The organism is Nitrosomonas sp. TNE100 (assembly GCF_055387135.1).
The window spans coordinates 1,288,572-1,308,242 of the sequence record NZ_AP040997.1; the positions used below are offsets into that span (position 1 = coordinate 1,288,572).

A 19,671-nucleotide genomic window follows, 5' to 3' on the forward strand; every position below is an offset into this window, starting at 1 on the left:
TACATCATGCGAGAAATGCTGATCGAAGTCATGGAAGCAGAAATTCACCAAGAATATTTTGCAACAAGATTTCTGGCATCTTGCCATATCCGAAATTTGGCCAGACTCGGAAACAGAGAGATGTTTACTGGCCTGCTATCGTAGATAGCCTTTGGGAATGTAATTGATTAGTGGAGAGAAAAACGAAATTATGGCTTTACTGATCGCATTCTCACAACATGCTATTTCGATAGATAGGGTTCATCTACTCATGCACGCTTTCCCACAGTTTTTGTAGGCGTTTGACTGATACAGGCATGGGGGTTTTCAGTTCCTGGCTGAACAGGGAAATACGCAGTTCTTCAATTTGCCAGCGGAATATTTCCAGATTCGGGTCGGTTACGCTGGCCTGGTGGTGTTTATGCAAGCGTTGTTCGTACTGTTCACACAGTGCGGTGATGATTTCGGTTTGTTCCTGGTCACGTTCCGGATTTTTGTTGTATTTGTCGAGGCGCAGCATCATGCCTTTGAGATAACGCGGGAGGTGTTGCAGGTACTGCCAGCGGGTTGTGCTCAGGAATCCCGGATAAATCAGGTGGTGCAGCTGTGTTTCCAGATCTTTTTTCAGGAAAGCCACTGATTTTTCCAGAGTGGCTAGTCGCTTTTTCAATTCCTGACAAGGTTGGGCAATCGTCTGGATCAGCTCGGCCATCTCCTGCGAAATAGCTCCCAGCCGTGTACGTGCACGTGTAGATTGTGCGGTAAATTCATGTTCGTTACGCGGTAGCGGATCATCGCCGATCAGAGCCAGATCAATGATGGCCGAACGGATATCTTCCCTGAGCCTGCCAATCTCGATTAAATTGCTCATGAGTAGGATTGCTTTCTGATCAACGGGTAAATTTTTTTCCAGTTGCCTGATTCTGTCCTTAAGCGCAAGGCATAACAACCGCCGCACCCCTCCCCGCATACTGTGTTGCGCGCCTTGCTGCGTATCAAATATACGAATGGCAACACTTTGCTCCTGATCAACCAGTGCCGGATAGCCGGTCAGTTGCTGATTGCCCCGGTTAAAACGGGTTTCCTGTGGTAATTCTCCAAAATCCCATTGGGTGATGCCGTCACGCTCGATTGAATTGGGCTCTGCTCCCGCGCCACGCGTAAATAATTGCTGTGCTGTCTGGCCAAATTGTGCTTTTAATTCAGCCAGATCATGCCCCATGCCCAGCGTGGTGCCGGCATCGTCGATCACTTTGACATTCATTTGCAAATGCACGGGTAACGATTTGTCATCCCAGCTATCCAGCGGCACCTTGATTCCAGTTTCGTTGCGGATGAATATGGACAGGGATTCAGCAAGCAGCACAGCCTGATCCGGGCAGGTGTCCAGCCATTCCAGAAAGCGGGTAACGAATTGCGGCACCGGAATGGCGTGGCGGCGGATCGGCTTGGGTAACATCTTCACATACCAGGTCACTTTTTCCCGGATTAACCCCGGTACCAACCGGTCGAAATGAAACGGTATGAATTGATTGAGTAACGGCAGCGGGATGGTAACTGTTACCCCATCCAGAGGATGACCGGGATCAAAGTGGTAGCTCAAGGGCAGATCATGGCCAGCTACTACCAGTGTTTCAGGAAACTGCTCGATGGTTGCTGCATCTGCAGCTTGCCGCATCAGCATTTCCCGCGTCAGGTACAACAGCCTGGGGTCAATCTGTTCTACCTGCTTGCGCCATTTTTCAAAGGTATTGCCACTACTAATATCTGCAGGAATACGCGCAGCATAAAACTCGAATATCTGCTGATCATCCACCAGAATATCCTGCCTTCGCACCTTGCTTTCCAGTTCGCAGATTTCATCAATCAACTGCTGATTGTGCTGCAGGAAAGGTGCATTGCTTTTATATGCTCTTGCGACCAATGCTTCACGGATAAAAATTTCGCGTGCATGGGCTGGGTCAATCGGGCCATAAGCCACGCATCGTTTGGGTACGATGGTCAGGCCATACAGGGTGACACGCTCAAACACGACAGCTTGTGCGCGCTGTTTTTCCCAGTGCGGATCAAAGTAGTGTTTTTTACACAGTTTGCCAGCGATTTTTTCCAGCCAGATTGGATCGATGGCGGCTACACAACGTGCATAAAGTTTGGTGGTTTCTGCCAGCTCGGCCGCAACTACCCATTTCGGCTGTTTTTTTCTCAGGGATGATCCAGGGAAAATTGAAAACTTGATTGCACGCGCACCTTCGTATATCCCCTTCTCATCCGATTTGAAGCCGATATTACCTAGCAGGCCGGACAGCAGCGCCCGGTGAATTTCATCATAACTGGCAGGAACCTGGTTAGGACGTAACCCCATTTCCTGAATCTGCGTATGCAACTGGCCGTGAATCTCGCGCCATTCCCGCATTCTGCGATGGGAAATAAAATTTTTCTGACATTGTTCAATCAGCTTTCTATTGGATTTTTTGTGTTTGAGCAGATCGTTATAGAAATCCCACAATTTGAGATAACCAATGAAATCGGAGCGATCATCGCGGAATAGCTGGTGCGCTTGATCAGCCGCCTGTTGATGTTCAAATGGTCGATCACGCGGATCCTGCAGACTGAGGGCGGAAGCGATGATCAGCACTTCGGTCAGGCAGTTTTCTTGCCTGGCGGCAATAATCATGCGGGCAATTTTAGGATCGATGGGAAACCTTGCCAGTTGATGCCCGGTTTGTGTCAGCCCTTTTTGCTCATTCAGCGCACCAAGTTCCGATAAAAGCTGGTAACCATCGGCAATCATGCGCGCAGCAGGCGGCTGAATAAACGGAAACTGTTCCACATCTCCAATTTTCAGCGATTTCATGCGCAAAATAACCGCCGCTAACGAGGAACGCAGAATCTCCGGATCGGTATATTGCGGGCGGGCAGCAAAATCTTCTTCTGAATACAGGCGAAAACATACGCCGTTCATCACCCTGCCGCATCGTCCAGCACGCTGATTGGCCGAAGCCTGGGAAATTTTCTCGATCAGCAGCTGCTCCACCTTGTTGCGATAGCTGTAACGATTAATGCGTGCCAACCCGGTATCAATCACATAGCGAATACCGGGAACCGTGAGTGAAGTTTCGGCAACGTTGGTGGCCAGCACAATGCGTCGCCGTTGGCCAGGCATAAAAATACGCGCCTGTTCTGTGTGGGACAATCGGGCAAACAGGGGCAAGATCTCTGTGCCAGCCCTGCTACCGGGGCCGGAAAAGGTGTGTTTACGCAAGATTTCTGCGGTTTCCCGTATTTCCCGTTCTCCGGGCAGGAATACCAGCATATCTCCCTCCCCCATGTGCATGGCTTCATCAACCACATTCAGAATGACTCGGGACAGATCACGCTCCTCACCATCTGCCTGATCGTTGAACGACCGGTAATGGATCTCTACCGGGAATAATCTGCCAGATACCTCAATGACAGGTGCATTATTAAAATGGGAAGCAAAGCGCTGGGCATCAATGGTGGCGGATGTAATAATCAGCTTCAGATCCGGACGGCGCGGCAGTAATTGCTTGAGATAGCCGAGCAGGAAATCGATATTCAGGCTGCGCTCATGCGCTTCATCGATGATGATGGTTTGATAGGCGCGCAGCATGGGATCTTGCTGTGTTTCAGCCAGCAAGATCCCATCGGTCATCAACTTGATACGTGTATCAGGATGCGTCTGATCAGAGAAGCGGACTTTATAGCCGACCAGTTGTCCAAGCGGGCTGTTCAGTTCCGTGGCAATACGTGCAGCAACGGTTCTGGCAGCAATACGCCGGGGCTGGGTATGACCAATCAGTTTTTTGGCACCCCGCTGCTCTCCAATACTATGTTCCAGTTCCAGGCATATTTTTGGTAACTGCGTGGTTTTGCCGGAACCGGTTTCACCACAGATAATAACGGCTTGATGCTGCGCGATCGCGCGCGCGATTTCTTCACGTCGCGCGACGACCGGCAGTTCTTCCGGATAGGTGATGCGGGTAATTGATTCGGAGGGAGGTGCCAATAAATGTTACTTGCCGACGATGATGGTCTCTTTCTGGTTGCTGAGTGTGCCCTGCTCAATAATGGCAACGGTTAGCTTGGAAACAGCAACACGCTTGCCAGTGGCCTCCTCGGTAATGTCCGTTTGCCAGACCTGGATGCGTCTGCCGACATGCAACGGCGTACATACACCAATGACATTTCCTTCAGCCACTGCCCGGATATGGTTGGCATTTATTTCAATGCCAACAGCCCGGTAAATTTCAGGGTTGATCGTCATCCACGCGGATACGCTGCCCAGGGTTTCGGATAGCACGCAGCTGGCACCCCCGTGCAAAATACCAAAAGGCTGGGTGGTGCGATGATCTACCGGCATGCTGGCCTTAAGGAAATTCGGGCCAACTTCCAGGAAGCGTATACCAATATGCACACCCATATTGGCATTACGCAACCCTTCCAGATAATCAATAGTGTAGTTTTTAAACCAGATCGCTTGATCAGAACTCATATTGTCTCCACATACTTAACAGGTCGGGGCTCAGGAATTTGCAGCAGAATGGATTGGGATCAATACCGGTTCGGCGCGATGTTTACCTCTGCGCTTTTCCACTGCTTCGGCCAGATCGGAAAGTACCTGTTGTGTTGTCTCGAAATCAATACAGCCGTCTGTAATACTCTGTCCGTAAACCAGCTCTTTCAATTGTTTGCCTTCCACATTCTGCCGACCTGCCACCAGGTGGCTTTCAAGCATGACACCACTGATTGAGCGATTACCTTCCGTAATTTGTCGTGCAACATCAGCAGCCACTTCCGGCTGACGCCGATAATCCTTGTGGCTGTTCGCATGGCTGCAGTCGATCATCAGATAAGGAGGCAGTTTAGCTTTTGTTAACGCCTCAACTGCAGAAGCAACATTTCCTACATCATAATTCGGTGATCTTCCGCCACGCAGGATGATATGACAATCCTCATTTCCCCTGGTTGTGAAAGTGGCCACCCGTCCTTCTTTGGTGACTGACAGGAAATTATGCGGGTGGGAGGCTGCACTAATTGCATCAATTGCAATATTCAGATTACCGTAGGTGCCATTCTTGAACCCTACCGGACACGAAACACCGGAGGCCAGTTCGCGATGTCCCTGGCTTTCAGTTGTCCGGGCACCGATAGCTGCCCAGCTAATCAGGTCGGCCACATACTGCGGGCTGATCAGATCAAGAAATTCAGTAGCAGCCGGCATATCTGTATTGCCCAGTTTCAGCAATAAATTGCGAGCCAGTCGTAACCCTTTGTCAATATTGAAACTGTTATCCAGATCCGGATCATTGATCAGGCCTTTCCAGCCAACGGTTGTGCGGGGTTTCTCGAAATAAACCCGCATAATGATATGTAACTGACCTTTCAGCTCCTGACGCAGACGACTCAGCCGGGAAGCATATTCTACGGCTGCATCTACATCATGAATTGAACACGGGCCGCAAATGACAAGCAACCGATCATCCTCTCCCCGCAATATGTCATGGCACTCCTGCCTGGCAGTGACCACTGTTTCCGTTGCACGCTCGGTCAGAGGGTGCTCACGAAGCAGTTGCACTGGCGTGATCAGCTCATCTCCTCTGATAATGCGCCGATCGTCAGTTTTATGTTCCACTGATAATTCCTCGATGATTATTTCTCTCCATTTGTCCTCGCTACTCCACAAAAACGTACTATCCACTGTTCACTGTTACATTATGTGGTTCAGCTCTGCCTTAACAAGTAGGTCTATTTTACTGCGATGTCTCGCTAATCTCCATCATTCCTGTAACGAAGCCAGATGACTGGCCACATCTTCCTTGCTGAAACCGATTGCACTGGCAATACGGTCTGCATGGCTGATGCGCGAGACACCCGGAACAAGCCGGTGTGTCGGCTTCTCTGAAACGAATTCAACTTGCAGATAGTCTCCGATTTCTTCCTGCTGCAAACGTTCGCACAATTCGTGATTATGGGTCACCAGCAGCGTGGTGGCACCCAGCTGATGAAATCCTTTCAGCACATACTCCGAAAGTGTCATTTTTTCTTCAAAGGTGGTGCCTTCCGCCAGTTCATCCAGTATCACCAGAGAACGTGGTGTCGAATTGAAGAAGATTTCGCGGGTTTGTTTCAGCTCATGTGCAAAACGCCCCATTCCTTCCTCCAGTTGGCCGGGAGCAGGAATCTGATAAAAAATATGCTCTGCAGGCACTATTCGTGCTTGCGTTGCTGGGATATACGCTCCGGCTTGCGCCAGCAGCTGAATCTGAGCAACCGTTTTGCAGTAGGCGGTTTTTCCACCGCTGTTTGGCCCCGTCACGATCAGCAAGCGTTTATTGTTATCCAGCGTAATATCGTTGGGAACATAATCCGGATGCGTCCGTACCAGCAATGGGTTTTTGGCGGCAGAAGCAACCAGTGTGTGACGTTCGTTCCTATAGATTTCCGGCAGAACGGAATCTCCTGGTATGGAATGCGCATGCCGACGCAATGCCAGCAATTCATCAATCATCCCCAGTGCTTCAATTGCTCTAGCCAATTCCGGACTACTCCGAAACAGTTTCTGCAGCGGGTAGATGACCGAATCCCGGTCGGATGCACTGACTGCTTGTAAAATGATCGGAATGATCGGCACAAGCAGGATCAAAACCCCATAGCCAATGTAGCTGGCACCCAGCTCGCTCAGTGTACTCTGAAAGAAAAAAAGCAGACCGGCCATAAAAACCAGAAAGAAACCGATAAACGGCCACTTGAACACAGAGGGGCGAAATCGCGGAATAGGTAAGCGAGATTTTTCTTCTCTTGTCAGAAATTTTCTTTCCGAGACATAGATGGGTCCATGCATGAGTGAATAAGTACGTGTCCGGGCAAAATCACGCAACGCTTGCACCAGCGTGCGCAGGTAATCACTATTGGGAGTGGGAAGCGCTTCTGCCTGATCTACCATATCTACGGCAAAACCAGTGCCATCAACAAACTGACGATAGCCGTATCCACCAAATTCCAGTCTTTCCTTACCGGTTTTATCTTTGGGATCATCGGTCGTCAGTCCGCCTGCAAACTCGCCGTAAAGCAGATGGTATAGTGAGGTTTCATCGAACGCCATTCGTTTGATGTACTTTTCCAGGGCGTCCAACAGCTCAGGATTGGATTCAAGTTCACGCAACGCTTCCTGCTTGCTTTGTAATAATGCAGCATCGGTCACCGGGCGCGCAATTGAGCGGTACAATACGGATTGCCCTACCCGGGTCTGTGCATGGTTGATTTCATCAAACAGGGCATCAGCCTCCACCGCAACAAAAGTCTTGGCATCCAGTGCCCCGTAATTATCTGCAGTGGGTTTTGTATCCCGTATCTGCGTCTGATGTTTGCCGGATGACAAAATGAAACTTTCGCGCCAGACAGAAGCAGTAACAGCTTGTGATGTATCATTCATATTTTTATATATTGATGGATTGCAATTGAACTTAGCTCGTACAACTTTAGACGATTTTACTACCTCATGCAGGGATTAATGGTGATAAAACCTCCCTCATCGCCTTACTATTAATTACTAAGTAATTAATTTTTTCGGGCAAGAATCATGCTGCGTAAAATTTTTAAAAAATATCTGCCTTCTCACGAAAGTATCCAGCAGAGCCGCTTTGTGAAATTTTTTGGCACGCTGCTGTATCATCATAACCTTTGGCATTTACACCGCCGTTCTGTTGCCGGAGGAGTAGCTGCCGGTCTGTTCGCCGGTCTGGTTCCGGGCAGCAATCCGGTGCAGTTCTTTTTTGCCACTCTGTTTTCCGTGATTTTCAAGGTCAATCTGCCCATCGCTGTATTTACGACGCTTTACTCCAATCCTTTTACTATCGTACCGCTTTATATAGCAGCGTATTTTTTGGGTAGCTGGGCGACCGGCAGCAAGATAAGTAGCATGGATGACCTGCCTCCACTAGAATTGCATTTGCTGGACAAACATCTTTCTGAATGGGCTCCCGTACTGACGGACTATCTGGCAACCCTCGGGAAACCACTGATTGTCGGGCTATTTTTACTAGCCTCCCTGCTATCTGTCACCGGCTATTTCGCGGTACGCATGTTCTGGCGTTACTACGTTATCCATACATGGCATAAACGAGCCAAGCGTAAGCGTCACTCCAACAATAACCCCTAACCTTTCATCTTCATGCCTGGAACACGTTTACTGCTTCGCATAGCAGGCATTGCGCTACTGATTACCGCAGCAGGGTACATCACTTGGCATTTAACCAGAAGCCAGCCTCTGGAAGTGGAACTGGCGACCGTTAGTCGCGGTGCCGTTGAAGCCACGGTGGTCAATACGCGCGCTGGCACGATCAAGGCATGCCGACGAGCCAAATTATCTCCACAAGCAGGTGGCCAGATCATCCGTATGGAAATCAGAGAAGGAGATCGGATCAAGAAAGATCAGGTGCTACTTGAATTATGGAATACCGATCTGCAAGCACAACATGATCTGGCAAAGCAGCAATTGGCTACAGCAGAAAGCCGGCGACAGGAATCCTGCATCCTGGCTGACAACGCACAACGTGAATATATCCGCACCCAACAACTGGTTGAGAAAGGATTTGTTAGCGTACAGCGTGCCGATGATGCAAGCGCTACTGCCAAAGCCAACCGGGCAGCCTGTGCCGCCACGGGTGCAGAAGTCAGGCGAGCGCGTGCACAGATTGCAGTCAGCCAGGCCAACCTGGATCGAACACAGCTTATTGCTCCTTTTGCTGGAGTCATTGCTCAGATCACAGGAGAACTGGGCGAATATGTCACCCCTTCCCCGCCGGGAATTCCCACCCCGCCAGCAGTTGATCTGATTGATGACTCCTGCCTGTATGTCAGTGCGCCGATGGATGAAGTCGATGCACCCAAAATCCGGGTGGGACAAGTTGCACGCATCACGCTGGATGCCCTCCCTGGCCAGATTTTTGAGGGGAAAGTACGTCGTATTGCCCCTTATGTGACTGAAGTCGAGAAACAGGCGCGCACGGTGGATGTGGAAGCCGAATTTGCCAATCCTGATCAGGCTGTTTTGCTGGTGGGTTATAGCGCAGATATCGAAGCAATTATTGATCATCGTGAAAATGTGCTACGCGTTCCCACCCAGGTGATCCGTCAGGGCAACAAGGTTTGGGTGCTGGATCAAGATAGCAGGCTTGAGGAGCAAACGCTGAAAACAGGCCTGGCAAACTGGGCCTATACCGAAGTGCTTGAAGGGTTGTCTGAAGGGGATCAGGTACTGCTGTCCGGCGATAATGGAGAAATCAAAACGGGCACACAAGTGACCCCCAAACCTCCTCAGCCATGATACAGCTCCAGGGTATCACCCGGATTTTTCATATGGGGGATCAAGCTATCCATGCACTTGACCATATTGATCTGACAATCGACTCTGGTGAATATGTTTCCATCATGGGGCCTTCCGGATCGGGCAAATCAACCCTGCTGAATGTTATCGGTTTACTCGACCGGCCGGACAGCGGGCATTATCTACTGGATGGCAGAGACGTCACCGCACTGTCGGAAACCGAGCAAGCACAAGTTCGCCGGGAAAAAATTGGTTTTGTTTTCCAATCTTTCCATCTGATCCCGCGTTTGACGGCTGCAGAAAACATTGAAATTCCTCTGATACTGACTGGCATGCCTTCAATAGAGCGTAAGGAGCGCATCGCAGAAACCTTGCAGGCATTCAACTTGAGTGATCGTGCACACCACCGACCGGCTGAACTATCTGGCGGGCAGCGCCAGCGGGTGGCCATTGCCCGCGCAACGATCTTGCGTCCTACTGCATTGCTGGCGGATGAACCCACCGGCAATCTTGATCATCGTATCGGCTCAGAAGTAGCAACGTTGCTGGAAGCATTGAATCAAACAGGTACCACGCTTATCGTCGTAACGCATGATCGCGAACTGGCATTACGCGCCCGGCGCCGGGTTGCCATGCACGATGGTCGGATCGAAACCGACGAACAATGAGACTACAGGATCTCCTGCGTTTTTCCCTTAAAACTATTACCAGCTACCCTGCTCGCTCGTTTTTGATCATACTGGCCATGGCATTGGGTGTGGCTGCAGTGATCATTCTGACTGCATTGGGCGATGGGGCGCGCCAGTATGTCGTCAATGAATTTTCTTCGATCGGCACCAACCTGATTATTGTCCTGCCTGGTCGTTCCGAAACAGCAGGGAGTTTTCCAGGCGCAGTCATGGGCCAGACGTCAAGAGATCTGACGCTGGATGATGCTCATTGGGTAGGAAGGCTGCCACAAGTCAGGCGTTACGCTCCCCTGAATGTCGGTGTGGCTGAACTTTCTGCTGCAGGCAAGCTGCGGGAAGTCACGCTGATGGGCACCACCGCGGATATTTTCCCAATCCGTCACATGAAGCTTTCACAGGGAAAATTTCTTTCAAGCGCGGATGAAAGCAGTGCCCAGATTGTATTGGGTGCCAAGATTGCACAGGAATTTTTCCCGGATGGAAATGTACTGGGGCAGCGCGTTCGCCTGAGTGATCGGCGTTTTCTGGTCACCGGCGTGATGGCGGAACAAGGCGAATCCATGGGATACAACTCGGATGAACTGGTCATTATTCCTATCCAGCATGCCCAGACATTACTCAACACTAATTCGCTGTTCCGGTTGCTGATTGAAATCCGCCATCATGGCGAAATCGATAATGCCAGGGAAGCAATTCGTCAAACGCTCATTCGACGTCATGACGGGGAAGATGATGTCACCGTAATCGCCCATGATGCTGTACTGGCTACATTTGAACGTATCCTGCGTGCATTGACACTGGGGGTTGCCGGTATCGCCGTCATCAGCCTTGCTGTTGCCGGCATTTTGGTGATGAATGTTATGCTGGTATCGGTCAGTCAGCGCACGGCAGAAATTGGGCTACTCAAGGCAATTGGCACGCCGGCTGCTGTCATTCGCTATATTTTTCTGGCTGAAGCCGTCTGGCTATCCCTGGCGGGAGCCCTGGCCGGATTCATACTGGGACAGGCAGGCAGCTGGGCACTACGTCTGGCATATCCGCTGTTGCCCGCCTGGCCACCACTCTGGGCCAATTTTGCCGGGGTAGGAGTCGCAGTATTGGCTGGCGTTCTGGCGGGATTATTACCGGCAATCCGTGCGGCGAAACTGGATCCGGTTGATGCACTTGGCAAGCGATAAAGTCGATGAATCTTGTTGAATCCCTGAGATTTGCACTCCGCGCATTAACCGCCCACCGAACGCGCACATTTCTGTCTGCATCCGGTATTGCCATCGGCATTGCCGCCGTGATCCTGTTAACATCAATCGGTGCAGGTATCCAGCGTTTTGTGTTATCCGAATTCACCCAGTTTGGAACCAACATTGTGAATATCACACCCGGCAAGACTCGTACGCGAGGTGCTTCGACCGGATCAATTAGCAGTGTGCGCCTGTTGACAATTGAGGATTCGCTCGCGCTGAAATCCTCTCGCCATGCGGTCTATACCAATGCAACCGTCACCGGGAACGCGGAAGTACGCGGTAACGGCCACAGCCGACGAGTTACTGTATATGGCCAGGGGCCGGATTTCGATCGGGCATTTAATATGCACACTGCGATCGGGCAATTCCTACCAGCGGACGATCCGCGTAATCCACGCGCCTTTGCTGTGCTCGGTGCAAAAGTACACAAGGAGCTGTACGGCAGTACCAATCCGCTTGGCTCGGTACTGCAGGTCGGTGGTTCACGTTTTCGTATCATTGGTGTCATGGCCTCCAAGGGCCAGGTACTGGGTTTTGATCTGGATGATACGGTTTACATTCCCACAGCACGGGCATTGGAAGTTTTCAACCGGGAAGGTGTGATGGAAATTCAGGTAGTCTATCCGCCAGCCACACCACTGGATGAAGTCACGCAAGATATCAAACGTATCATGCTTAAACGGCACGGGCGTGAAGATTTTACGATAACACCACAGCAGCAGATGCTCAGTACACTCTCTACCGTACTGAATGTACTGACTTTTGCCGTCGCGGTATTGGGAGGAATTTCATTGCTGGTCGGAGCGGTGGGGATGATCACACTGATGCACATCACTGTAACAGAACGGATGGCCGAGATCGGCTTGCTGAATGCATTGGGTGCAACCCCCATGCGTATCCGTATCTTGTTCCTGCTGGAATCCACCGCGCTTTCGACGCTGGGGGGGATTGTCGGATTAATCACAGGATCAGGGATTGCCGGACTACTGGGAATACTGGTCAGCGATTTGCCCATCAGCATCCCGTGGCGCTATGTCATCGCGGCATTGCTCCTGTCAGGGGTAATCGGGCTGGCAGCGGGCATTGTTCCCGCCATACGCGCAGCCCGTCTTAATCCGGTGGATGCCCTACGCGCTGAGTAAAGCCTGGCTTCAGTGATTTTTTACGTAATCCACTAACTTCTGGAAGGAAAATAGATTGTCCTGTTTCTGTAACGGGTTATGACATTGTGCACAATTCAGATCGTTATCCTTTACTTTGCCATTTGGTTCATACAAGGCAAACCCCCAGTTACCGGAGCGATCTTCTGCTTTAAAAGTGCCATCCCAGTCACTTCTTTTTTCCATAACACCTACAGCAGCCAGTTTGTCGATGACAAACAAGCCATCCTCACCCGATTGGATTTTGCCCTCGGCATCTTTCTTGGGTATATATATTTCCATGACCACAACTGAACCGGGAGCAGCCTCCTCACCTTTTTTGTAGCTATCCACGGCAATCTTATTTGCATAGAATTTTGCTAACTGTGTTTGATTAGCACGGTTAGCGGTGCCATATTGCGAAAATATCTCAGTATAATTTTCCGGAAACTTAACAAACTCCGGGTTTCCTCCCCCAAAGGCAGGGAATGACAACGTTAAACCGATCAGTGCAGACAAACCTAAACTTGATTTCATTTTTTCTCTCCTTTTAAAAATCATTCTGCGGGCAAATCACCAGCAAACATGATTTACTTTGTTTTTGAGCGGAAAACGAAACATACGTGTAAAACACGCAAATTCCACTGACATTATAGACGCTCCCCATACAAATCATGAAACCTATCATCTGGATGATGATACTCATCACAGAAATTCCTGCAGAGTCAGAAAATACCCATCCTTAATCATCTTGCAGACTGACCGGAATATCTCTCCGGACATGCAAAACGTCAATGTAAACGGCGGAAATAGAACCACAACGCTGATAATGACATTCAAACTTATGAAAACAGCTCAGAAAAAATGGTTTTGATTAAGCGGCTGAAAATTGTTAGCAGATGTCGTTTTCGGCGTTAAATTTGTGACGCGATTAAACAAAGTAGAGATCAAAAGCAGATGGCTACTTGATCCTCCATACATTCAATTTGACTATCGCTCATCGCAAACACAATCAGCCCTTGCTTAATCTGCGCTACAAATTTGATAGTCAGCAAGTTTCGGGTCGTATTTATGAAAATTCGCTTTTATTCTATGGGGATAGGAAGGATAGAATATAACGCGAAGGATAAAAATGATGATCGATCAAGCGCAAACTCATTACGACCGTATTGTCAAAGCAATCGAATATATTCAAGAAAATTTTAAACAGCAGCCTGCTTTAGAGGATATTGCGGCGGCAGTACATTTAAGTCCGTTTTATTTTCAACGACTGTTTTCTGAATGGGCGGGAGTGAGTCCCAAGAAATTTGTCCAGTATCTTAGTTTGGAATACGCTAAAAGTTTGTTAAAAAACAGGAATTCCAGCTTGATGGAAGCAGCGTATGAGACAGGGCTATCGGGAGCCAGCCGATTGCACGATCTCTTTGTGAATATAGAATGCATGACGCCGGGTGAATTTAAAAATGGTGGCAAAGCCTTGCGTATCGATTACTGTTTTGCTGACAGTCCGTTTGGGAAAGTGATGATCGCATCTACCTCCAAGGGAGTTTGCCGGATCGCTTTTGAAGAGGATGAAGTCTTGGCTTTCAGCAATCTTAACAAGAGCTTTCCCAATGCTTCCTATACACAAAGGGTTAATCAATCTCACCAGGCTGCCCTGTTTATTTTTCAAAAAGATTGGTCACGGCTGGATGAAATCAAGCTACATTTAAACGGCACGCCGTTCCAACTCAAAGTTTGGGAATGCTTGCTCAAAATTCCGATGGGCGATCTAACCACCTACGGCCATATTGCAAAAACAATCGGCAACCCTAAAGCCTCCAGAGCTGTCGGTACGGCAATCAGCCGTAATCCCGTCGCATTTCTCATCCCATGCCACAGAGTCATCCAATCCAGTGGGCAGATCGGCGGTTATATGTGGGGGGCCACCCGAAAATCCGCGATGATTAGTTGGGAAGCCGCGAGAACGGGAGCATGAACATGCAAGACACTCTGAAAAAGATAGCTGCGGCGAATTGGCAACATGTGGCTGATGACATGCACGAAAAAGGCTATGCGATCGTGCCCGGTATTTTGTCGGCTGTGCAGTGCCGTCATTTCATTGAGCTTTACGACTGCCCTGACAGCTATCGCAAAACGGTAACCATGGCGCGTTATAGGTTTGGCCTGGGGGAGTATAAATATTTTGCCTACCCGTTGCCGGATATTATTCAGGCCTTACGGGAAAAGCTCTATGCCAAACTCGTTCCTGTTGCTAATCGATGGATGAACGCTTTGAATATCGAAACGCAGTTTCCAGAAAAACTGGCAGACTTGCATAAGCAGTGCCGCGACCATCATCAATGTCAGCCAACCCCCTTGATTTTGAAATACGGCAAAGGCGGGTTTAACACCTTGCATCAGGATTTGTACGGGGATATTTATTTCCCAATTCAAACCGTATTTTTTTTAACGGAACCTGATGAAGATTTTACCGGGGGCGAATTTGTCTTAACGCAGCAAACATCGCGAGCACAGTCCAAGGCAATCGTGTTAAAACCCAGGAAAGGCGACATGTTGATGATGACGACTCACTTTCGCCCTGTGAAGGGAAGCAGAGGTTATTACCGCGCGAATATGAAACATGGTGTCAGTGAAGTGCATAGCGGGCAACGCTATACGATGGGTATTATCTTTCACGATGCAGTAAGTTAAAGATCAAATAAACTCAGGCAGGGAGAGTGACGAATCCTGGCTGATGGTACTTGGGGTAGATGATTTACTAAAATCAATCACATTTTACGAAAATGGGTTTGTACCCCCATATTTTGAACACCTAATGGAAAATGTCACACTCCCTAAATTTACCCCTAACTCTGTTAAGTGGATAGACCCAGAAAATGATTCGGCATAGTGAAATTAGTGATCAGGATGTAAGGCGAGGGATAAAAGCCCTGCACATTCAATTTGGCGGCAACAGTCAACTGCAAATCTATGGCACTTTGGGATGTCAATCTGGCAAAAGAATGCGGCGCAAAAATCGGGTATTTTTTGCCAGTGCTCAAGCAGCCATCGAGGCAGGTTATCGCCCTTGCGGCAATTGTATGAAGGAAGCGTATAAGAAATGGACCGGATCACGCATACTTTAGATGCCCCTGAAAATCTGTTACCCCAAGCGGGGGAAGTCAATTATTACGGGCCAATTTTATCGCTGGAAGAATCTGATCGTTATTTAGCGATACTTCTGAAAGATATCGCGTGGCAACCGGATGAAGCGATTATTATGAGCAAACATATTTTGACCAAACGTCATGTCGCCTGGTACGCGAATTCACCCTTTCAATACACGTATTCGAAAATCACCAAACAGGCTCTGCCATGGACGCAGGATTTATTGGAGTTAAAAACGATTACTGAGCAGGTAAGTGGGGAGACATTCAATTCATGCCTGCTGAATCTTTATCATGATGGCTCCGAAGGCATGGCGTGGCACAGCGATGCAGAAAAAGATCTGAAAAGAGACGGGGCGATCGGCTCCTTAAGCTTGGGTGCAGAACGGAAGTTTGCATTTAAGCATAAGCGCAGCAAGGAAACCGTTTACATCCTGCTGGAACATGGTAGCCTGTTAGTGATGAAAGGAACCACCCAAACCCATTGGCTTCACCGATTGCCCCCAACCAAAACCATCCATACCCCCCGCGTTAATTTAACATTCCGCATGATTGTGAATCAGGGTATTGAGGTGACGTAATAGAATTTTTCAAAACAATGGAATATCTAGCCAAAGATTCCACACTGAAAACACTGCCTACCTACCCATTTCTGTGAATAGGGTGAACAGGCTCGCAGGCGCAGCAACAGTTACCTGTTACAGCTTAGCTTAGCGTTTAAAGTGCAATAATCGGTTATTAGCGGGCATGTCGTAATCTTGCTGCAAGTTGAAGCCAGCCTTAGCGGCAAGGGCAATCACATCTTCAATATTACGAATGCCCATTAACGGATCGCGTTGTTGTAAATGCTGATTAAAACTAGCATTACTGGCACTGGTAAATTGGCCATTGTAGTTAAAAGGGCCGTAAATACACAGCTGTGCTTCAGGTAAGCAAAACTCATTTAAGCGTTGAAACAGTTGTTCAACTATCTGCCACGGCATGATATGCAAGGTATTAGCAGTAAACAGCGCATCCACTTTTTCAGCACTAAACACCGAGCTAGTAATATCTAAAGCTAGCGGGGCAGGTAAATTTGCTAAGTTAGCTTGTTGGATCCGGGCGCTAAGGTCGGATAAATAAGCCGGTTGATCGCTACTTTGCCAGTTTAAGTGTGGTAAGTGCTTAGCAAAGTGGACGGCATGTTGGCCGGTGCCACTGCCTATTTCTAACACCCGCTTGCTATGCTGAAATACCTGCGTCAACACCTGCAGAATAGGCGCTTTGTTATTTTCACAAGCTTGAGAAAATGCTAGCACTATTTTTTTACCTACTTAGGTTATTCTGCCGCAAAGCGTTGCTGCAAGTAGGCAATAATATCGTTAGATTCATACAACCATTGCACCTCTCCGTTATCATGGCTAATACGTAAGCAAGGGACTTTAATCCGACCTCCACCCGCTTTGAGAGCTTGGCGATGGGTTGAATTATCCAGGGCGTCGTACTTAACAACATTCAGGCTTAACCGGGCCATTTCTTTACGTACCCTAATACAAAATGGACAAGCCTTAAACTCATACAAAGCTAACTGACTGCAGTCTGCATCAACTTGGGCTTGCGCTTCACTATCACGATTTATGCCTTTAGGTGTGGTTAGCTTTTCGGCGATTAGCATAAAAGGGGTTAAAATAATTCGAATAAGTTTAAATACCAAACGCATATATTGACCACCTAAAAATTCAAATAAAAATTGTTGCACATTATGTCATAACCACTGCTTTTAGCAGATAATGTAGTCACAAGATATCCACCCAGAGGGCGAGACATCTAATTTGTACGGCGGCAAGGAAAGAAGAGGTATTTTGGGTGTGTCTGTTAGCAACGCTACCTTTTGAGATGAAGGAAAGTATTTTCGGCGAAATACCTCAGTTTATACAGCACTTGATCATAATGCCTTTGCGTCCTCCGGTTCTTCTTTGGAGGAATAACAACCTCCACTCCCCGTTTTTCCGCCTGTTCAATAATGGCATTACGGTCATGCCACGATCTGCTAGCAGATGATCTGCATCCATCCCTTCGATCAGGCGGCCAACTTGCGGGCAATCAGCAGTGGTACCTTGTGTAACAAGGATTCTGAGCGGCATACCATGCGCATCCACGGCCAGATGTATCTTGGTGTTGAGCCCCCTTTCGCCCGATTCATCTCCTGATTATCCCCTCTGGCCCCGCTGGCATGTGGGTGAACCTTGCCGTGACTGGTATCTATCATCAGCCATTCATAATCCGGATCATCCATCAGGATTTCCAGCAATTTTTCCCAGATACCCTTGTCACGCCAGCGAATAAAGCGACGGTGGGTATTACTCCACCCCCCATAGTCCGGCGGCAAATCCCGCCACGGGGCTCCTGTTCGCATAATCCATAAAACAGCATTGATAAACCGACGATTATCTGTGGCTATCCCTCCCCATGCCCCTTCTCTACCTGGTAAATGCCCCTCAAGTAGCGACCATACCTTATCTGAAATATCATGCCTGCGATGGGATGGTGTCATGCAAATCTCCTTTAATTTCTTAAAAGGATCTCATATTTCTTGTCTCATGACTACACTATCTAGCATTAAGAAACCATTTTAGAATCAAGTGAATGCTCGAAAACCCTGATTAAGGAACCCGATAGCTTTGCGACCAAACCCTAATGGGTAGCCCTATGGCTGGTTTCTGTCGAGAGGAATGAGGTCAAAACTCGGGAAAAAATTTAACTTTTAGCCTGCGCGCGAATAACTAGCGTATCAACCCTTCCTTCTGCATGGTTTCGATAACTGCTGGGCGCGCAGCGATGCGGGTCATATAATCCGTGAGTGCTGGCCACTTGCTCATATCGACCTGATGAAACTTGGTCCAACTTAGTGTCGTAAACAGGTACGCATCCGCAATGGTGAACAGGTCACCCAGCAAATATTGCTTACCATCAAGCTGATCGGCTAAAAAATTACAGTGCTTGCTGAAGGTGGCAAGTTGAGCAGCCTTCCATTCTGGCGTAATGTTGGGATGAAAAAGTGCACCCAGTGTTTTGTGGATCTCCGTTGCGATGAAATTTAGCCATTCCATCAACCGATAACGCTCCATGCTGCCAAACTTCGGCGCTAATTTAGCATCCGGCTTTTCATCAGCAATGTATTGCAACAGTACAGCGACTTCGCTCAGAATCTCGCCGTTGTCGAGTTTAAGGGTGGGTACATAACCATTGGGATTGATCTTGGTGAAGTCTTCACCGTGTTCAGTCTGCTTGCTGGCGAGATCTACTTTCTCCAGTTCAAAGTTAAGACCTGCTTCACGCAACGCGATGTGAGGGGCCAAAGAACAGCTGCCCGGTGCATAATATAGTTTCATAATAGTCTCCATTGGTCAGAATTGTGATTGACGGACAATTCTGGATTTTGTCGCATTAAGCGCAAAAATGTATCTTTAGGGTGGGCTGGCATGCCGTCACTTTAAGCGAGACATGGTTGAATAAACTGGGCTTAGCGTCGAGAATATAGCCTGTGAGGCACGATGCTGAGAAATTTCACCTGTAAAAAACAATCCCCTATCAGTACAACGAAGTCCGTCGTCTTAAGATCAAAAAATCTCGTTATCAAGTGACAAACTGATACAAGTATAACAACGGATTACGGCGATGGGGTGATATCCCGATTTGATTTGCGGAGGCAGCAATCGCTGAGTGGCACCCCGTGAAAACGGCAGCTCACGGTAGGTAATACCTGCCGCGAAAAACAAAAGCATGGATGAGTGCATCTGCACTCAACAAAATGGCTAAGCCAGGTGTGCCGGAGTCTATAAAAATCTAGAAATTAACGAGCGAATGAGCACTTGAGTTCAAATCTTGATTTATTCCACCACCCTAACGTTTCAGGCAATTTAAACGGGTAGAAAATCTTAAGCATCCACATCAATCCATTTTCTGTGTACCAGTAATTTTTCAATTTCCACCACAAACAACACCAACGACGATAATGCGAAACCCACGATTGGGCACCTTGAATAACCCGAGGTTTTCAGTAAATCCGGTCGCGAAATGATGAGCGCGATTGAATTCGATTCAATTTCCATGACAAATCGCCGCTTTTCCTGGCGATGTTGCGCCGTT

General features: G+C 48.5%; 18 protein-coding genes and 1 pseudogene. 9 read left to right on the plus strand and 10 right to left on the minus strand.

Annotation, left to right across the window (positions count from 1 at the left end; all coding sequences use genetic code 11):
• Positions 1 to 244 precede the first annotated feature (244 nt).
• From hrpA to ACZ5EJ_RS06220, 4 genes are all read right to left on the minus strand, one after another.
• On the minus strand, positions 245 to 4,006 hold the full coding sequence (gene hrpA / locus ACZ5EJ_RS06205; RefSeq protein ID WP_074455628.1) for an ATP-dependent RNA helicase HrpA: 3,762 nt from the start codon (positions 4,004 to 4,006) through the stop codon (positions 245 to 247).
• Positions 4,007 to 4,012: 6 nt separating this feature from the next.
• Complete coding sequence (locus ACZ5EJ_RS06210) at positions 4,013 to 4,492, minus strand: hotdog fold thioesterase (protein ID WP_011634395.1); 480 nt, start codon at positions 4,490 to 4,492, stop codon at positions 4,013 to 4,015.
• A 30-nt stretch (positions 4,493 to 4,522) separates the two neighbouring features.
• The gene (locus tag ACZ5EJ_RS06215; protein ID WP_011634396.1) at positions 4,523 to 5,632 is read right to left on the minus strand and encodes a 3-deoxy-7-phosphoheptulonate synthase; all 1,110 of its coding nucleotides are present in this window, start codon (positions 5,630 to 5,632) and stop codon (positions 4,523 to 4,525) included.
• Between the two features lie 144 nt (positions 5,633 to 5,776).
• Positions 5,777 to 7,432 (minus strand): MutS-related protein, encoded by a 1,656-nt coding sequence (locus ACZ5EJ_RS06220; RefSeq protein ID WP_011634397.1) that lies wholly within the window; start codon positions 7,430 to 7,432, stop codon positions 5,777 to 5,779.
• A 147-nt stretch (positions 7,433 to 7,579) separates the two neighbouring features.
• Between ACZ5EJ_RS06220 and ACZ5EJ_RS06225 the strand changes: the two genes are divergently transcribed.
• Genes ACZ5EJ_RS06225 through ACZ5EJ_RS06245 form a run of 5 tightly spaced genes read left to right on the plus strand, consistent with a single transcriptional unit; the run spans position 7,580 to position 12,397 of the window.
• Positions 7,580 to 8,158 (plus strand): DUF2062 domain-containing protein, encoded by a 579-nt coding sequence (locus ACZ5EJ_RS06225; RefSeq protein WP_011634398.1) that lies wholly within the window; start codon positions 7,580 to 7,582, stop codon positions 8,156 to 8,158.
• 12 nt (positions 8,159 to 8,170) lie between these two features.
• Entirely contained in the window at positions 8,171 to 9,325 is a 1,155-nt protein-coding gene (locus ACZ5EJ_RS06230; RefSeq protein ID WP_011634399.1) for an efflux RND transporter periplasmic adaptor subunit, read from the plus strand.
• The gene (locus tag ACZ5EJ_RS06235; RefSeq protein WP_011634400.1) at positions 9,322 to 9,993 is read left to right on the plus strand and encodes an ABC transporter ATP-binding protein; all 672 of its coding nucleotides are present in this window, start codon (positions 9,322 to 9,324) and stop codon (positions 9,991 to 9,993) included. The genes ACZ5EJ_RS06230 and ACZ5EJ_RS06235 overlap by 4 nt, the downstream gene beginning before the upstream one ends.
• Complete coding sequence (locus tag ACZ5EJ_RS06240) at positions 9,990 to 11,192, plus strand: ABC transporter permease (RefSeq protein WP_011634401.1); 1,203 nt, start codon at positions 9,990 to 9,992, stop codon at positions 11,190 to 11,192. The genes ACZ5EJ_RS06235 and ACZ5EJ_RS06240 overlap by 4 nt, the downstream gene beginning before the upstream one ends.
• Before the next feature lie 5 nt (positions 11,193 to 11,197).
• Positions 11,198 to 12,397, plus strand: coding sequence for an ABC transporter permease (locus tag ACZ5EJ_RS06245; protein WP_011634402.1), 1,200 nt, complete (start codon positions 11,198 to 11,200; stop codon positions 12,395 to 12,397).
• Between the two features lie 9 nt (positions 12,398 to 12,406).
• On the opposite strand, the gene ACZ5EJ_RS06250 is transcribed toward ACZ5EJ_RS06245, so the two are convergent.
• The gene (locus tag ACZ5EJ_RS06250) at positions 12,407 to 12,931 is read right to left on the minus strand and encodes a cytochrome P460 family protein (protein ID WP_041353488.1); all 525 of its coding nucleotides are present in this window, start codon (positions 12,929 to 12,931) and stop codon (positions 12,407 to 12,409) included.
• A 595-nt stretch (positions 12,932 to 13,526) separates the two neighbouring features.
• Between ACZ5EJ_RS06250 and ACZ5EJ_RS06255 the strand changes: the two genes are divergently transcribed.
• From ACZ5EJ_RS06255 to ACZ5EJ_RS06270, 4 genes are all read left to right on the plus strand, one after another.
• Positions 13,527 to 14,372 carry a bifunctional helix-turn-helix domain-containing protein/methylated-DNA--[protein]-cysteine S-methyltransferase gene (locus tag ACZ5EJ_RS06255; RefSeq protein WP_011634404.1) on the plus strand — a complete coding sequence of 282 codons (846 nt, stop codon included), beginning with the start codon at positions 13,527 to 13,529 and terminating at the stop codon, positions 14,370 to 14,372.
• 2 nt (positions 14,373 to 14,374) lie between these two features.
• Positions 14,375 to 15,088, plus strand: a complete 714-nt coding sequence (locus ACZ5EJ_RS06260; protein ID WP_011634405.1) for a 2OG-Fe(II) oxygenase — start codon at positions 14,375 to 14,377, stop codon at positions 15,086 to 15,088.
• Positions 15,089 to 15,273: 185 nt separating this feature from the next.
• Positions 15,274 to 15,522: an Ada metal-binding domain-containing protein gene (locus ACZ5EJ_RS06265; protein WP_041353490.1), complete on the plus strand. Its 249-nt coding sequence runs from the start codon at positions 15,274 to 15,276 to the stop codon at positions 15,520 to 15,522.
• Complete coding sequence (locus ACZ5EJ_RS06270; RefSeq protein ID WP_011634406.1) at positions 15,498 to 16,124, plus strand: alpha-ketoglutarate-dependent dioxygenase AlkB family protein; 627 nt, start codon at positions 15,498 to 15,500, stop codon at positions 16,122 to 16,124. The genes ACZ5EJ_RS06265 and ACZ5EJ_RS06270 overlap by 25 nt, the downstream gene beginning before the upstream one ends.
• Positions 16,125 to 16,253: 129 nt before the next feature.
• Here the strand turns inward: ACZ5EJ_RS06270 and ACZ5EJ_RS06275 are convergent, their stop codons facing one another.
• The 5 genes and pseudogenes from ACZ5EJ_RS06275 to ACZ5EJ_RS06295 all read right to left on the minus strand — a co-directional run bounded on the left by ACZ5EJ_RS06275 (position 16,254) and on the right by ACZ5EJ_RS06295 (position 19,634).
• On the minus strand, positions 16,254 to 16,841 hold the full coding sequence (locus ACZ5EJ_RS06275) for a DUF938 domain-containing protein (RefSeq protein WP_464556764.1): 588 nt from the start codon (positions 16,839 to 16,841) through the stop codon (positions 16,254 to 16,256).
• 20 nt (positions 16,842 to 16,861) lie between these two features.
• The gene (locus ACZ5EJ_RS06280) at positions 16,862 to 17,281 is read right to left on the minus strand and encodes a glutathione S-transferase N-terminal domain-containing protein (protein ID WP_369668790.1); all 420 of its coding nucleotides are present in this window, start codon (positions 17,279 to 17,281) and stop codon (positions 16,862 to 16,864) included.
• A gap of 37 nt (positions 17,282 to 17,318) precedes the next feature.
• Positions 17,319 to 18,076 (minus strand): annotated as a pseudogene (locus ACZ5EJ_RS06285) (IS5 family transposase).
• A gap of 229 nt (positions 18,077 to 18,305) precedes the next feature.
• Positions 18,306 to 18,914, minus strand: a complete 609-nt coding sequence (gene gstA, locus ACZ5EJ_RS06290; protein ID WP_074710592.1) for a glutathione transferase GstA — start codon at positions 18,912 to 18,914, stop codon at positions 18,306 to 18,308.
• 546 nt (positions 18,915 to 19,460) lie between these two features.
• A complete protein-coding gene (locus tag ACZ5EJ_RS06295) occupies positions 19,461 to 19,634 on the minus strand; it encodes a hypothetical protein (protein WP_177165369.1) in 174 nt (57 codons plus the stop codon).
• Positions 19,635 to 19,671 lie beyond the last annotated feature (37 nt).

Coding starts and splice junctions, on each gene's coding strand:
- ACZ5EJ_RS06210 (WP_011634395.1), bottom strand. CDS start 4,492: ATGAGTTCTGATCAAGCGATCTGGTTTAAAAACTACACTATTGATTAT.
- ACZ5EJ_RS06255 (WP_011634404.1), top strand. CDS start 13,527: ATGATGATCGATCAAGCGCAAACTCATTACGACCGTATTGTCAAAGCA.
- ACZ5EJ_RS06245 (WP_011634402.1), top strand. CDS start 11,198: ATGAATCTTGTTGAATCCCTGAGATTTGCACTCCGCGCATTAACCGCC.
- ACZ5EJ_RS06240 (WP_011634401.1), top strand. CDS start 9,990: ATGAGACTACAGGATCTCCTGCGTTTTTCCCTTAAAACTATTACCAGC.
- ACZ5EJ_RS06230 (WP_011634399.1), top strand. CDS start 8,171: ATGCCTGGAACACGTTTACTGCTTCGCATAGCAGGCATTGCGCTACTG.
- ACZ5EJ_RS06235 (WP_011634400.1), top strand. CDS start 9,322: ATGATACAGCTCCAGGGTATCACCCGGATTTTTCATATGGGGGATCAA.
- ACZ5EJ_RS06220 (WP_011634397.1), bottom strand. CDS start 7,432: ATGAATGATACATCACAAGCTGTTACTGCTTCTGTCTGGCGCGAAAGT.
- ACZ5EJ_RS06250 (WP_041353488.1), bottom strand. CDS start 12,931: ATGAAATCAAGTTTAGGTTTGTCTGCACTGATCGGTTTAACGTTGTCA.
- ACZ5EJ_RS06260 (WP_011634405.1), top strand. CDS start 14,375: ATGCAAGACACTCTGAAAAAGATAGCTGCGGCGAATTGGCAACATGTG.
- gstA (WP_074710592.1), bottom strand. CDS start 18,914: ATGAAACTATATTATGCACCGGGCAGCTGTTCTTTGGCCCCTCACATC.
- ACZ5EJ_RS06225 (WP_011634398.1), top strand. CDS start 7,580: ATGCTGCGTAAAATTTTTAAAAAATATCTGCCTTCTCACGAAAGTATC.
- ACZ5EJ_RS06295 (WP_177165369.1), bottom strand. CDS start 19,634: ATGGAAATTGAATCGAATTCAATCGCGCTCATCATTTCGCGACCGGAT.
- ACZ5EJ_RS06270 (WP_011634406.1), top strand. CDS start 15,498: ATGGACCGGATCACGCATACTTTAGATGCCCCTGAAAATCTGTTACCC.
- ACZ5EJ_RS06265 (WP_041353490.1), top strand. CDS start 15,274: ATGATTCGGCATAGTGAAATTAGTGATCAGGATGTAAGGCGAGGGATA.